We start from the raw sequence: 15309 nt of genomic DNA, 5'->3' as shown, positions 1-15309 counted from the left end.
ACACCCCGGCTGCCAAAGATACCAGAAGCTGTCACCCAAAGTTTGCAAGCACTCGCTTCGGCTGCACAATCCCCCACAGCCGGTTGCCACACTCTTTTTCCCAACAGCCTCGTTTCTCCCAGGACAGTCTCTAGAGGCTGGACGCTTTATCGTAACGAAGATCTTGCACTCAGGGTATCCTCCACAAGCTTCCGAAACTGAAGCATCTTGTCGTACTCGGCTTTCTTGATTTTAGCGACTGCAGGATCGACATCCGCTCCAGGGTTCCCGTTTGGCCCATCAATCATGACGCGTTCAAATTCATGCCTCTCAATGTGCCCGGGACCTTGCAACAGCGTCCTCTCATCGATGGAGCACACCTCCGGGCCGATCTTCACCGAATACTGATAAAAGCAGTTGGAGAAACCATCGAAGGCCAGTCCATGAAACTCGGCAAACGCATGCCCGGGAATGCTGCGAATCCGGTCTTCATGCAATTCGGGACGTACTCCGCCATCTGTTTTTTCCATAACCTCGGGAAACCGCCCTCGGACAACAGCCGCCACCGCGTCGAAGTCGGCAATTGAGAGTGATCTGGCATAGCTGCGGGGCAGCAGTTGCCGCAGCGCCTTGGCATTGGCCATGGTCAGTTCCCAATCGAAAAGCAGACAGCTGTCAGCGGCATAAAAGGGCGCGGACAAGAGCACCTTTCCATCCTTCTCCTCCGTCCAAAGCTGGTAATAACTGCCACCCGAGAACAGGTAATAATTAATCCTGTCAGGGTCCGGACGCGGTTTGTCGTACTGATGGACCTCTTCCTTGGCTTTGACCAGCTTGTCCCCCTTTCGCAGTTTTAGAAATGGCGCGTTGTCAAAGAGAGGCATGCGATCCACCTCAATAACGTCCCGCACTCTGCGCTGCATGCTCTCGATGGAGTCGAATCCATCGTACGCCAGCCGATGCTGGGCAAAAAGCACAGGAACTGCGGTGAGCAGGAAAGCACAAACTGAAAGCAACCATGTTTTCATGGGAGAGGGTTCGTGCAAACCAAGCGATGCGGGCAGAACTGCTCAATGCGCCAGAAACTCGTCCAGCGCCGCCTTGGTGATGCGGTACTGCGTGCCGATCTTCTTCGCCTTGATGTCGCCGGACTCGATGCTGGAGATCACGTCCGCCTCGGTCACACCGAGGGTCTGCGCCACCTGCGCGGGGGTGAGGATGTCGGCGGCAGGCGCGGCGGCGGGTGCTGGAGCAGCAGTGCCAGCCGGTGCTGCGGCGCCGGAGGCCATGTTGAAGGCTCCCTGGGCCATCATCTGGTTGGCCATGCCAAAACCCATCGCGATCTCGGCGGCGGATCCGGCAGGGCCGCCACCGCCTTTGGCCATTCCTTCGGCCATCTGAAATTTCACGTAGTCATTCAGGTTGCCGATGGCACCCATGCTGCTGCGCTTGTCGATGGCGGCCTCCACTTCCGGCGGCACGCTGGCGTTTTCGAGGATGAAGCTGGTGATCTCGATGCCATACTTGCCCTGCGTGTTGGGATTGATGATGGGAAGCAGCGCTTCTCCCAGCTCCGAGTAGCGGGTGGCAAGGTCCAGCACCGGCACCTTGGCGCTGGCCAGCGCGTCCGTAAACACACTGACGATGCGGCTGCGCATCGTGTCGGCAAACTCATCCAGACGGAACTGATTGTCCGTACCGGCCACCTCTTTGAGGAAGAGCTTGGGGTCGGTAATCTTGAAGTCAAAGGTGCCAAAGGCGCGCACACGCACGATGCCGAAATCCGCATCCCGCATCATGATAGGGTTACTGGTGCCCCACTTGTTCCCCGTGAAGAGACGTGTGGTGACGTAATAAATGTCCGCCTTGAAGGGAGACTCAAAACCGTACTTCCAGCCCTTGAGTGTGGAGAGGATGGGGATGTTCTCCGTGCTCAGCGTGTGCTTTCCGGGGCCGAAGGTGTCGCCGAACTCGCCAAGATAAACAAACTGCGCCACCTGCGACTCGCGCACGATGAGCTGCGCACCACGCTTGATTTCCTTGTCCTCGTCAGGAAAGCGCCAGGAGAGCGTGTCACGTGAATCATCATTCCACTGGATGATTTCCAAAAACTGTCCTTTGAGGTAATCCATCAGGCCCATGATCGTAAGAAGGTAGGAGGGTTGTGTTGTGCGTTGGCTCGGAACAGTGCCGATATTAATGAGCGTCGTTTGATTTGGCGAGTGCAAATCCGTCACAGCTTTTGTAAAGCCCGCCCATGCCGGACAGGCGCCCCCACAGCCCGGAAACGATAAGCCATTCCTCATCTCCCGCTGAGCGCTTTGCCGTTTGATTCCTTAAAGGTCCGCTACAGATTGACTTTTCACCTATGTCCCTTGCCGATCAACTCCAAGCCGCCGTCACTTCCGGGCAACTCCTGCCTGCCAGCCTCGACAACATCAATGCTTTGCTCGCTGCCAGCGACAATCCGGTCTATCGTTCCAGCATTGAGGAGCTCGCCTCGGCCGGCCAGTGGGCGGAGTTGAACGACCGCTTCTTCCAGGCGCTGAAGTTTGGCACCGGCGGCCTGCGCGGGCGCACGATCGGCAAGATCGTCACCAAGGCCGAGCTCGGAGCCGCCCCTGCAGACCAGCGTCCGGACCATCCCTGCGTGGGCACGAACGCCATGAATTTTTACAACGTCAGCCGCGCCACCCGCGGGCTGGTGACATACATCAAAAACTACCGCGCCAATGCCAAGCTGGGCGGAAGGCCCAGCATCGTCTTCGCGCACGACACGCGCCACTTCTCCGCAGAGTTTGCCAAGTTTTGCGCCAAGATCGCCACGGACACAGGCGCTGACGTCTATCTTTTCGACAGCTGCCGTGCCACGCCGGAGATGTCATTCGCCGTGCGCCAGCTCCGTGCAGATGCGGGCGTGATGCTGACCGCCTCCCACAACCCGCCGCACGACAACGGCTACAAGGTGAACTTCAACGACGGCGCCGGCATCGTGGAGCCTCACGCCACCGGCATCATCAAAGAGGTGAACGCCATCAAAGACGAAGGCTACACCGCCCTGCCAGCTGCCGAACAGGGCAGGCTGATCCTGCTGGGAGACGAGATGGACCAGCAGTACCTCGCCCGTGTGGAAACGATGATGCTGCAGCCCGAGCTGCTGAAAAAGGAGGAGGCCAAGAAGCTCAAGATCGTCTTCACCGCGCTGCATGGCACCGGCGGCGTGCTGGTGCCCGTGCTGTTGAAAAAACTCGGTTTCAATTTCCTCACCGTACCGGAGCAGGACGTGCGCGACGGCCGCTTCCCCACCGTGAAGTCTCCGAATCCGGAGAATGCCTCCGCCTTGAAGATGGCCGTGGATCTGGCCAACAAAGAGGGCGCGGACATCATCATCGGCACCGACCCTGACTGCGACCGCATGGGCGTGGGCGTGCGTGACTCCAAGGGCGAGATGGTCCTCCTCACCGGAAACCAGGTGGGCTCTCTCATGGCCTGGTACCGCACCAAGACGATGTTTGAGCTGGGCATTCTCACCCCGGCCAACAAGGGCCGCGCCGTGCTGCTCAAGACCTTTGTCACCAGTCCGCTGCAAGACGCCATCGCGGCGAAGTTTGGCGTGGGCTGCGTGAACACCCTCACCGGTTTCAAGTGGATCAGCTCCAAGCTGGCCAAGTACGAGGCTGCCCTGCCGGCGGACATCCAGGCTCGCTACCGCGATCTGAACAACGTGGAAAGCCGCGCCGCACGTCTGCAGCACAGCAAGTTCCTCATCTTCGGCGGCGAGGAAAGCTACGGCTACATGGGCGATGACTTCAGCCGCGACAAGGACGGCAACGGTGCCGTGGTCATGTTTGCCGAGCTGGCCGCCTACGCCGCCAGCCTGGGCCTCACCGTAGCAGGCCTGCTGGACCAGGTGTACTCCGAGGTGGGCTACTTCCTGGAGCGCAATGAGAGCAAGGTCTTTGAAGGTGCCACCGGCGCCGCGCAGATCGCCAAGCTGGCGGACAGCTACGGCAGCAATCCGCCCAAGGAGGTGGATGGCTCCGCAGTCGTCAACGTGCGCGACTTCCGCAAGGACGAGATCAAGGACGAAGAAGGCGATGTGGTGCTCAAGGAGAAGATGCTCTTTGTGGACCTGGCCGACGGTCGCAGCTTTGCCGTGCGCCCCTCCGGCACCGAGCCGAAGATCAAGTACTACATGTTTGGCCGCAGCGTGCCCGCCGCAGGCCAGAGCCTCAGCGCCGAGGAGCTCGCCGCCGCCAAGGCCAAAGTGTCCGCCGGTCTCGCCTCCATGTGGGCCTGGCTGGACAAGGACATCGACGCCCGTCTGGCGGAGTAAAGCGCTGCACCCATGGCGTAGCGCGAAAATCTGATTTCGTGTCCCTTGGGTGAAGTCCCGGCAAATTTGAAAACAATGGCAATGCAGCTGAACAAACTTCAGCCGCATTCGTCTATCTACTCAGTAACCCTGTTGCTGAGGCAGATGGCTGGAAATTGCGGCTTGAAGTTCTCAGAAAGTTAAGAACTATTAATCATTATGAATTCTCAAACCACTCGCGGTAGGCTTTTCAGCCCATTCGGACTGGGTTGGTGCGCCGCCATCGTCTTTGCATCGACGGCCATGGCACAGCAGCAGCGCTATTATCCGCAGCCGCAGGGCTATCCTCAGCCTCAGGGTGGATATCCACAGCAGTACGCACCACCTTCCGGCTATCAGCAGGCGCCCCAGGGTTACCAGCAGCAGCCTCCAGGCTATGGCTACCCGCAGCAGGCACAGCCGCAGTATGAGAGCCCCCTGCAATTCCTGCCCAAGTTTGGCCGCCGCATGAGCGAGATGGCGCGTCGCCTCTTTTACGGGCAGGACCCCACCGGCTACGATTATCCCGCCCCGGGCTATGGCCAGAACGGCGGCAGCTACAGCCTGGACTCCACCCCACGCCCGCAATCGGCCCCGGTTTACCCGCAGCAGTCCCCACAGGGCTACCCGATGCCGGGCGCGGGTTACGCCCCTCAGCAGCCAAATTACCAATACCCCCCCCAGCAAAGGCAGCAGCAAAGGCAGCAGCAACAGCCAGCCCAGCCAAACTACAGCTACCCTCCGCAGCAGCAGCAAACAGCGCCCACTTCCGGCAGCAAAAGCAAAACGCCTGCGCCAAGTCCGCAGGGCAAGTCGCCCTCTGCCCAGCCCCCCAAATACACCCCGCCCAGGGTGAGCGACTCTCCGCCTGCGACCAAAACGCCCACCTCCCCCGTGACAGCCACTCCGAAAAAGGAGACCAAACCCGAAGCCCCCGCGCCTACCACGCGCCGCTCCGAGTCCGCGCCCAAAGAATTCCCCACCACCACCTCCAACTCCGGCGCAAGCTCCTCAGGCTCATTCCTCAAGGGCAAAAAAACCACCAAGCCTGGCCGCGTGATCAGCCCCTACCCGCCATATAAAGAACTCGACATCACAGGACTCGAGAGCGGCTCGCTCGCCCTTGACCCCACCACTCAAAAGGTCTTTGAGGTACCTTGAGGCTTTCAGATTATTTCCAGATCACACTAAGAAATCCCGGTAACCACCGGGATTTCTGTTTTTATGCCAGCGGCAGCTCTTTTGCCAAATTTGAAAATAAATAACGTGATGGCCTGATGTTTGCTTGCTAATCCTCTTGGATGGCGCTTGGCTGTCTTCCAACCATTCATGGCCGACCACGGACTCCAGCAGTTACAGACACAAAAGCTCGCCATCGGGCCTCAGATGCAACAGAGCCTGCAGATCCTGCAGGCTCCCACTCTGGAGCTCCGGCAGATCATTCAGCAGGAGATCGAGATCAACCCTGTGCTGGAGCTCGAAGCGCCTGAAACCTCCATCCAGGACGCCATCCCTGACGATCCCGATGACCGCAGTGTGGACGACAGCGACATCGACGCGCTGACGCAGATGGACGACGAATGGCGCGAGTACTGGCAGCAGAGCCGCCAGCAGACCGCCACCCGCCGCAGCGACGACCAGGAACGCTGGCAGTTCCTCATGGACTCCATCGTGGCGCAGACCACGCTGCAGGAGCACTTGCTCTCCCAGCTCCACACCTCCGACGCCAAGCCCGCCGTGGCAGAGCAGGTGGAGTTCCTCATCGGCAATCTCGACGACCGCGGTTTTCTCAACACCCGCATCGACGACCTCAGCCTCCAGCACGCCATACCCATCGACTCCCTGCAAGCCGCCAAGAAGCTGCTGCAGAGCTTTGACCCCGTGGGCGTAGGCTCCGAGGACCTGCGCGAGTGCCTGCTCGTCCAACTCGAGCGTCTCGGCAAAAAACAGAGCCTCGCCTGGCGTCTGGTGGACCAGTACATCGACGACCTCGCCAACAAGCGCTACCCCATCCTGGCCCGCAAGCTGGGCGTGCCGCTCGAGCAAATCTCCCGCGCGGCAGATTTTATCAGCACGCTCGACCCGCGCCCTGCGCAGCGCTTCTCGGTTTCGTCCAACAACTACGTCACCCCCGACGTCGTCGTGGAGCGCCAGGGTGGCGAATGGGTCGCCGTGATGACCAACGACGACCTGCCGCACCTGCGCATCAGCAACACGTACAAAGACCTCCTCTCCCAGCCCAGCAACAACGGCGAAGTGCGCAACTACGTGCGCGACAAGATCCGCAGCGGCAAGTTCCTCATCCGCTCCATCCATCAGCGCCAGCAGACGATCCACCGCATCGCCACGCAGATCCTCAAATACCAGCGCGAGTTCCTGGAAAAGGGCACCAATTTCCTCCGCCCTCTCAACATGGCCACCGTGGCCGATGAAGTGGGCGTGCATGAGACGACTGTGAGCCGCGCCATCGCCGGCAAATACATCGCCACGCCCCATGGCGTGTTCGACATGAAGTTCTTCTTCTCCCACGGAGTGAAGACCGAATCCGGCGACGACCTCAGCAACACCAGTGTCAAAAACGCCATCGCCGATCTCATCAAAAACGAGCCCAAGCACAAGCCCCTCAGCGACGACAAGCTCGCCAAACTCCTCGACGGCCAGGGCATCAAAGTCGCTCGCCGCACCGTGGCCAAGTACCGCGAAGCGCTGGGAATCCTGCCGAGTCATCTGCGGAAGTCATTTTCGTGAAGCCTGGAGTACGATGGACACTCTTGTCCGTCGATCAACGCTCACGCCAACCCCCGGCTGCCTAATAGTCTGAGAAAACCCCGTAGCTCAGTGAGAGCGGTTTACGACTTAGCTCCGGAGGGCGCAAACCATTAGCAGGGCAACACTTCGACTAATACGCGGCTCGCGAGCCTTACTTTGCCTGAGAGATGATTTCCTCGAGCCACCTTCCAAAAGCGTCTGCACCGATCTCCCCATAGCTGTCCGAGAAATGAATCACACGCCCATCCCGGACAATACGGATGTCGATACCTATGGCGCCAAAACCACCGATGGGATGCCCCGTCGTCTTAAAAATTCGGGACATCTCCTTTTCCCGCTCCTCCTGCGTGGAAAGAGACGCCAGGTACTCTTGAGTATCTTCAGACGCAACCGCAGTCTGATAATGCCTCAAAATGGCTGCACAGAGCTTCTCTCTCGTGAAAGACGCCACAGGCCGCACGGGCCCCTCGGTCTTGTCATTGGCTCCGCCTTTGCCAGCATCTTTCCATGTCGAGACAGTCAATACACCTTTGTCCGACCGAACGCGCACTCCGCGCCACTCCGGAGCCACGCATCCCTGATCAATCATCATGGAGACAGTCACGGACTCCCAGGCAGCCGAAAGCTCTGAGGCCAGATCCTTCGATCTGTCTGCAGCCCACGAATTCATCGTGAAGACCAGCACGATTAAAATGATTAGCGCAACTTTCATGATTCTACTGGTTTGGATCACTAAGCACGAGTTGAACGGAGAGAGGCATTTTCCTCACAACTTGCACTCCAATAGCAAACCACATTTACCCGGAGAACCGCAATGAATATCTCCATATCCCGCCCTCCCTCACACAAACCGCCGCGCGATCTCCGTGTAAAACGCCAGCGCCTTCTCCACCTCGGCGCACTCCACGTACTCCACCGCCGCATGCGCCTGATCAATGCTGCCCGGTCCAAACAAAATCGTCGGGATGCCCATGCGTGAAAACTTGCTGGCATCGCTGCCAAAGGGCACGCCGCAGACCTCGTCATTCCGCTGCATCTCTCCCAGCAGCGTGCGCGCCAGCTGCACCAGCGGCTCGCCTGCATCCGTCTGAAAGGCCCAGTCCTGCAGCATCGGAGCCTCCATCTCCGCCACGACGTCCGGATGCTGCTTCATAAGAGCATCCAGCAGCACCTGGTAGTGCGCCAGCACCTGCGGCACTTCTTCACCAGGCAGCAGGCGGCGGTCGATCTCGATCACGGCTTCATCCGGCACAAAGTTCACCTGCACGCCGCCGTGGATCACGCCCACATTGCAGGTTCCAGGCCCCAGCAGCGGATGCGCCGCAGGCTGCATGCGCGCATGATCCTCATTCAGCGCCAGCACCACACGCGCCATCGCCGTGATGGCATTGACACCCAGATGCGGCTTGGAGCTGTGCGCAGCCTTTCCCTTCGTCTTGATGCGCCAGCGCAGCACCCCCTTGCTCGCGATCACGCAGCGGAATTCCGTCGGCTCCGCCACCACGGCGGCAGCGGCCTGCAGGCCCTCGCAGAGCTTCACCACCCCACGAAAAGAATACTCCTCATCCACCACGGCAGCCATCCACACCTCGCAGGGCGGCAGCTCGCCGCTGGCGTGAATGTCCGCCACGGCATGCATCATGGCGGCCAGCCCGGCTTTGTCGTCCACGGAGCCACGGCCATGCATCTTGCCATCACGCACCACGGGATCAAAAGGATCAATCGTCATGCCCTTGATGGAGACGGTGTCCATGTGCGCCTCAAAGACGATGCGCCGCGTGGAGTCACGGCCGGGGATGCGGGCGATGACATTGTTTCTGCCTGGAAACACCTCCTGCTCCCACACCTCGATGCCGCGCTGCTCAAAGAAGCGCCGCACATACGTCGCCGCCTCCGCCTCGCCGGGGCCGCCCTCGTAGGAGCTGTTGATGCTGTTGATGCGGACGAGTTCGGAGAGGGTCTGGAGGACGGGGGACATTCCTACAGCCTAGTCAAACTCACCTCCGCAGCAAGAAGCCCTGCTTTATGGCCGTAGTTTTGCTGTCTTATGAAGGCCGCTTTTTCCATCGCCCTAGTCACGACGCTGCATGCAGCCAGCGCCGCAGCTGCCGCGCCCGCGGAGGATGCCAAAATCGCGTTCTTTGAAAAGACCATCCGTCCCATCCTCGTCCAGCGCTGCTACGAATGTCACTCTGTCGAGGCGGGCAAGAGCAAGGGTGGCCTCCTGATCGACTCACGAGACGCCATTCTCAAAGGCGGCGACAGCGGTCCGGCCATCGTGGCAGGCGATCCCGACAAGAGCCACATCATCGAGTCCATCCGCTACAAAAACCAGGATCTGCAGATGCCTCCCAAGGGGGCCATGCCTGCGGCGGAGGTCAAGGCGCTGGAGGAGTGGGTGAAAATGGGCGCGCCAGATCCGCGCAATGCCGTTATCTCCGGAAAACAGAGCGCACCCCGTGTCATCGATCTCAAGGAAGGCTCCAAGCACTGGGCCTTCCGCCCCATCGCCACCCCAGCCATTCCCAAGACGGGAGCCGCCAATCCTATCGACGCTTTTATCGGCGAAAAACTCGCGGAAAAAGGACTCAAGCTGGCCCCGCAGGCCGACAAGCGCACGCTCATCCGCCGTGCCACCTTTGACCTCACCGGCCTGCCGCCCACGCCGCAGGAAGTGGACGCCTTTCTTGCAGACAAATCCCCTGACGCCTTTGCCAAGGTGGTAGACCGCCTGCTGCGCTCGCCGCAGTATGGTGAAAAATGGGGCCGCCACTGGCTGGATGTAGCCCGCTACTCCGACTCGAACGGGCTCGACGAAAACATCGCCCTCGGCACCGCCTGGCGGTACCGCGACTACGTGGTGCAGTCCATCAATGCGGACAAGCCCTTCGACCAATTCCTGACCGAGCAGATCGCCGGAGATCTGCTGGAGGCCAAGGACCTCGCCGCGCGCAAGGAACACGTCACAGCCACCGCCTTCCTGAACCTGGGTGCCAAGGTGCTGGCAGAGCCGGACAAGGAAAAGCTGACCATGGACGTGGTGGACGAGCAGATCGACGTCATGGGCCGCGCCTTCATGGGCCTCACTCTCGGGTGCGTGCGCTGCCACGACCACAAGTTTGACCCCATCCCCCAGTCCGACTACTACGCACTGGCCGCCATTTTCAAGAGCACGCAGAGCTTCAGCGTGGACCGCATCGGCGCGCTGAGCACGGCCTACGAGGCACCGATGGGATCGCTGGAAGATTTTGCCGAGGTAAAATCCACCGAGCGCATCCTCAAAAACCAGCGCGCCGCCGTTTCCAAGGCCGAGGGAGATGCCATCGCCGCTCTGCGCAAGGAGGTGCGAGCACGTGCGGTCGATTACCTCATGGCGGCCGCGAAGCTGCCCGAAACTCCCGTCATGAGCCAGGTGGAGCCCGTGGCCAAGGCCAACGGCCTGCGCCCGCACATCCTGCTAAACTGCCGCGTGTATCTCGCCGCGAATGAGAACCTCCCCTTTTTCAAGCCCTGGCAGGACGCGCTGAAGTCCGGCAGCGTGGAGACACTGCGCGGCTACTACAGCGCCATCTTCACAGCAGCAGAAAAAGTCACACCCGCCGCGCCTGCCAAGGCAAAAGGAAAAGCGGAAACCGCAGACACCTATGCGGACTCCCTGCTGCATCAGGCACGCGCTGCGCTGGATGCACCCGCCGGTTTCCTCGCGCTGCCACCGGAGCCCATGATCCTCTTCCCCAAAGACGTGGCCGAAAAGGTCCGCTCCCTGAAGGACACCATGATGACCACGGAGAGCAATCTCCCCGACCTGCCCACCGCCATCGCGGTGTCTGAAGCCCCCAAGATCCTCAAGGAGCTGCCCATCCACATCCGTGGCAACCACCTCGCGCTGGGCAAGCCCGTGCAGCGCGGCGTCATTCAGGTGGTGCAGACGGCGCTCAAGACCACGCCGCAGTTTCCCACGAATCAAAGCGGCCGGCTGGAGCTGGCACGCTGGCTGGCCCGCCCAGATCATCCGCTGACCTCCCGTGTCATCGCCAACCGCATCTGGTCCTGGCACTTCCGCCAGGGCATCGTGCCGACCACAGACAACTTTGGCCTGCTCGGCCAGCAACCCACACACCCTGCCCTGCTCGACTGGCTGGCCCGCTGGTTCACCACCAGCGGCTGGAGCATGAAAGACATGCACCGTCTCATCATGAGCTCTCAGACCTACCAGCAGAGCTCGCTCTCCACCGCACAGGGAGATGCGGCCGATCCTGAAAACCTGCTGCTGCACCATTTCCCCGTGCGCCGTCTGGAGGCCGAGGAAATCCGCGATGCCCTGCTGCAGGTGGCCGGCAGTCTGGACACCACCATGGGCGGCAAGACCATCCCGCGCCGCAATCGCGAGTTTGTCTTCAACCACACCTCCAAGGATCTGACCACCTACGGCAGCACGCGCCGTGCGCTGTACATGCCCATCATCCGCAACAATCTCTACGATCTCTTCCAGCAGTTTGACTATCCGGATCCAGCCACCAGCACCGGCCTGCGCCACAGCTCCGTCGTCTCGCCTCAGGCACTGCTCCTGATGAACAGCGACCTCGTCACCGATGCCGCACGCGACTTCGCCGCGCGTGTATTCAAGGTCTCCCCCGAAAAGGAGGCCCGCCTGCGCGCCGCCTACCGCCTTGCCTTTGCCCGCGAAGCCACCGCCGAAGACCTCCGCCGCGCCGAAAACTACCTCACCGCCGCCGACGCCTCCCTAAACTCCACCCAGCAGGACTCCACCAAACGCGAACTGGAAGCCTGGACGCTCCTCTGCCAAGCCCTGATGATGAGCAATGAGTTCATCTATTTGAGGTAGTTTGCGCCAGCCGTCTTTTACTCCGGGGACAAGGCTGGACGCAGGCGCATGCATGCTCTGGCCCGATGCTCAGGAGCCTCTGGCAAAATGAAGGGCTGCCGTCCATGCCCGACGTCGGCTTCCTCCCCGCCACAGGCGGAAAAAATGGATCGCGCAGGGCACGTTTGGCCCATATAGACAGCCTCGTTCGCCGAAGTCCGGGCTGGCATGCAGCATGCTTTTCTTCGGCCTCCCAAATCCTCATCTCCCCAACCGCAACAGCGCACCATGTACGTCGGCAAAGACTTTCGTTTGATCCATCTCTGGCACTTCGCACGTCGGAATTTCATCGAGTCTTTGCTCATCAGCACCATCGCGGTTGTGCTCTACCGCTTCGCCGGACTGCGCTGGATCGCCATTCCCTTCCTGCCCATCGGCACCATCGGCACCGCCGTGGCATTCTTCGTCGGCTTCAAAAACAACCAGGCCTTTGACCGCCTGTGGGAGGCCCGCCGCCTGTGGGGTGGCATCACCAATGCCTCACGCAGCTTTGTCGCCCACCTGAAGGCCAGCCTTCCCGCCGACTCCGATGAGGTGCGTGAGGCCGCCTACCGCCACCTCGCCTTCATCAACATCCTCCGTCTTCAGCTGCGCCGCACCATCCCGTGGGCCACCAGCAAGGAGAACCTGCACAAGACCTTCGCCGGCGAGCGCCACGAACTGGAGGAATTTGAAAAAGGGCTCAAGCGCGTGCTCGGGGAGCACGACAAAATGATCTACTTTGACCGCCTCAAGAGCCTCAACAATCCCGCCTGCATGCTGCTCAAGGTCCATGCCGAGCACCTGGCCCGGATGAAGCGCGAGGGGGCGCTCGATCCCTTTGAGCACATCGAGCTCATGCGCCTCGTCACCGAATTTCACAATCTCCAGGGCGGCTGCGAACGCATCAAGACGACCCCGCTCTTCCGTCAGTACAACATCTTCAGCCGCATCTTTGTGCACATCTTCATCCTGCTGCTTCCCTTTGGCCTGCTGAAGGATCTTAGTGCCATTATGGGCGGGCCCGGTGTCTGGCTCACCATTCCCTTCTCGATCCTTATTTCCTGGGTCTTTTACACCATGGAGCAGACCGGCGAGTTCAGCGAAAACCCGTTCGACAACGCCATCAATGACACCCCCATCTCCACCATCTGCCGCAACATCGAAATCGATGTCCGCGAGATACTGGGCGAGGAAAATCTGCCTCCCAAGCTGCAGCCCGAAAACAACGTGCTTCTCTGACTCCAAGGGGCCGCCGCGCTGAGTCTTATCCCCATTGATCAACGCTGCGCCCTCTGGCATTGAGGCTCCAATGAGTCACGACGAAACGCCGCCCACCATGCCCAGCTTTGCCACGGCCCTTCGCTACTGGCTCAAGCTCGGCTGCATCAGCTTCGGCGGTCCGGCCGGTCAGATCGCCATCATGCACAAGGAGCTGGTCGAAAAGCGCCGCTGGATCGGTGACTCCCATTTCCTGCATGCGCTGAATTTCTGCATGCTGCTGCCCGGTCCGGAGGCACAGCAGCTCGCCACCTATCTCGGCTGGCGCTTGCATGGCGCAAAGGGAGGCATCGCCGCAGGAGCGCTGTTTGTGCTGCCGTCCGTCTTCATCCTCTTTGGCCTGAGCTGGCTCTACATGGCGGGCGGGCATCTTCCGTGGCTCGCAGCTATTTTCCACGGCCTGCTCGGAGCTGTCATCGCCGTGGTGGCAGAGGCCGTGCTGCGCATCGGCAAAAAGGCGCTCAAAAGCCCTGTTCTCTGGGGCTTGGCCACGCTGAGTTTTGTCGCCATCTATTTCTTCCAGATTTCCTTTGTCCTCATCATTCTCGGCGCGGGATGGCTCGGTTATGTGGGAAACCGGCTTTTGCCAAAGCAGTTCCCTGCCGGCAAAGGCCACGGGGCGGCAAAAGGGCACGCACCAGCGCTCGCACTGCCGCCTGCCCCCAGGGCCACCTGGGCGCGCACCTTGACCATCACCGTGCTGTGCCTCTCGCTGTGGTGGTTGCCGGTCTTTGCCATCGCAGCATGGCTCGGTTGGGGCAGCACGCAGGCACAGCAGGGACTGTTCTTCAGCAAGGCAGCCCTCGTGACCTTTGGCGGCGCGTATGCCGTGCTGCCTTATGTGGCCCAGCAAACGGTGGAAATCCATGGCTGGCTTTCACACCCGCAGATGATGAGCGGTCTCGCGCTCGCCGAGACCACGCCCGGACCGCTGATCATGGTCCTGCAGTTTGTGGGCTTTGTCGGCGGCTGGCAGCACCCTGGCGCACTGACACCCCTCGCGGGCGCCACGGTCGGCGCGCTCATCACCACCTGGGTCACTTTCCTGCCATGCTTCCTCTTCATCTTCCTTGGGGCGCCGCACATTGAGAAACTCGGCGAGCAGCCCCGCCTCAGCGCCGCGCTCACCGCCATCACGGCGGCCGTGGTCGGAGTCATTCTCAATCTCGGCGTCAAATTCACCACCCACGCGCTATGGCCAGCGAGCGGCGGTTTTGACACCTTCACTGCAGTTCTTGCCATCGCGGCCTTCATCGCCATGCAGCGCTTCAAAGCCGGGCTTATGCCCGTCATCGGTGCCTGTGCGCTCTTGGGCCTCGCCAAACAAGTCGCTTTCGCCTGACGGTAGAATCGCTGATCAAACAACCGCCCCAAACAATTTCCCCACGCCCGCCGTCAGCCCCATCGCTAAAGCTCCCCAGAATGTGACACGCCAGGCGGACTTCAATACTGGCGAACCACCCGCACGAGCCGCCAGCGCCCCCAGCAAGGCCAGGAACAGCAGCGAACTCAACGACACCGTCCATAAAAGCACGGATGCAGGCACCAGCACGACCAGGAGCAACGGCAGCGCGGCGCCCACGGCAAAGGACGCCGCCGAGGCGAGCGCCGCCTGCACCGGCCGTGCGATCAGCGTGTCAGAAATACCCAGTTCATCGCGGGCATGCGCGCCGAGTGCATCCTTCTTCATCAACTGGACCGCCACCTGTTTGGCCAGTTCCGGCTCAAGACCACGGCTCACATAGATCTCCGCCAGCTCGGAGTGCTCTTTCTCGTCATCTTCGGCCAGTTCCTGGCGCTCGCGCACGATGTCGGCCTGCTCTGTATCTGACTGGGAGCTGACAGACACGTACTCACCCGCCGCCATCGACATCGCCCCGGCGACCAGTCCAGCGATGCCAGCGACCAGCACATTGCTCTGGCTCGACTCAGCCGCCGCAACACCCACGATCAAACTCGCCGTGGAAACAATGCCGTCATTGGCCCCGAGAACTGCGGCTCGCAGCCAGCCGATGCGATGCGCCCGATGATTTTCAGAGTGACCCATGCCCTGAACTTCCTG

11 protein-coding genes are annotated in these 15309 nt (G+C 60.8%); 6 read left to right on the top strand and 5 right to left on the bottom strand.

The features are described from left to right. Positions 1-146: 146 nt before the first annotated feature. A complete protein-coding gene (locus tag ACZ5WW_RS21915; protein WP_377162886.1) occupies positions 147-1007 on the bottom strand; it encodes a hypothetical protein in 861 nt (286 codons plus the stop codon). 42 nt (positions 1008-1049) lie between these two features. Next, positions 1050-2120 (bottom strand): SPFH domain-containing protein, encoded by a 1071-nt coding sequence (locus ACZ5WW_RS21910; RefSeq protein WP_377162884.1) that lies wholly within the window; start codon positions 2118-2120, stop codon positions 1050-1052. A gap of 227 nt (positions 2121-2347) precedes the next feature. On the opposite strand from ACZ5WW_RS21910, the gene ACZ5WW_RS21905 reads away from it, so the two are divergent. From ACZ5WW_RS21905 to rpoN, 3 genes are all read left to right on the top strand, one after another. Then, on the top strand, positions 2348-4315 hold the full coding sequence (locus tag ACZ5WW_RS21905; RefSeq protein ID WP_377162882.1) for a phospho-sugar mutase: 1968 nt from the start codon (positions 2348-2350) through the stop codon (positions 4313-4315). A 198-nt stretch (positions 4316-4513) separates the two neighbouring features. Beyond that, the gene (locus tag ACZ5WW_RS21900; RefSeq protein ID WP_377162880.1) at positions 4514-5494 is read left to right on the top strand and encodes a chromosomal replication initiator protein DnaA; all 981 of its coding nucleotides are present in this window, start codon (positions 4514-4516) and stop codon (positions 5492-5494) included. A gap of 168 nt (positions 5495-5662) precedes the next feature. After that, the gene (gene rpoN, locus ACZ5WW_RS21895; RefSeq protein WP_377162878.1) at positions 5663-7081 is read left to right on the top strand and encodes an RNA polymerase factor sigma-54; all 1419 of its coding nucleotides are present in this window, start codon (positions 5663-5665) and stop codon (positions 7079-7081) included. A gap of 172 nt (positions 7082-7253) precedes the next feature. Here rpoN and ACZ5WW_RS21890 read toward each other — a convergent pair whose 3' ends face one another. Together ACZ5WW_RS21890 and ACZ5WW_RS21885 are read right to left on the bottom strand one after the other, a co-directional pair. Then, on the bottom strand, positions 7254-7835 hold the full coding sequence (locus tag ACZ5WW_RS21890) for a hypothetical protein (protein ID WP_464694188.1): 582 nt from the start codon (positions 7833-7835) through the stop codon (positions 7254-7256). Between the two features lie 108 nt (positions 7836-7943). Then, positions 7944-9080: a M20 family metallopeptidase gene (locus ACZ5WW_RS21885; RefSeq protein ID WP_377162874.1), complete on the bottom strand. Its 1137-nt coding sequence runs from the start codon at positions 9078-9080 to the stop codon at positions 7944-7946. A 69-nt stretch (positions 9081-9149) separates the two neighbouring features. Between ACZ5WW_RS21885 and ACZ5WW_RS21880 the strand changes: the two genes are divergently transcribed. The 3 genes from ACZ5WW_RS21880 (at position 9150) to chrA (ending at position 14589) form a co-directional block, all read left to right on the top strand. Beyond that, complete coding sequence (locus tag ACZ5WW_RS21880; RefSeq protein ID WP_377162872.1) at positions 9150-11948, top strand: PSD1 and planctomycete cytochrome C domain-containing protein; 2799 nt, start codon at positions 9150-9152, stop codon at positions 11946-11948. A 267-nt stretch (positions 11949-12215) separates the two neighbouring features. Beyond that, positions 12216-13208 carry a bestrophin family protein gene (locus ACZ5WW_RS21875; RefSeq protein ID WP_377162871.1) on the top strand — a complete coding sequence of 331 codons (993 nt, stop codon included), beginning with the start codon at positions 12216-12218 and terminating at the stop codon, positions 13206-13208. Positions 13209-13278: 70 nt separating this feature from the next. Next, positions 13279-14589, top strand: a complete 1311-nt coding sequence (gene chrA / locus ACZ5WW_RS21870; protein ID WP_377162869.1) for a chromate efflux transporter — start codon at positions 13279-13281, stop codon at positions 14587-14589. Positions 14590-14604: 15 nt separating this feature from the next. Here the strand turns inward: chrA and ACZ5WW_RS21865 are convergent, their stop codons facing one another. After that, entirely contained in the window at positions 14605-15294 is a 690-nt protein-coding gene (locus tag ACZ5WW_RS21865) for a VIT1/CCC1 transporter family protein (RefSeq protein ID WP_377162867.1), read from the bottom strand. Between the last annotated feature and the right edge of the window lie 15 nt (positions 15295-15309).

This window comes from Prosthecobacter fluviatilis (assembly GCF_055388355.1).
This window is presented reverse-complemented; position numbering and strand designations above follow the sequence as displayed.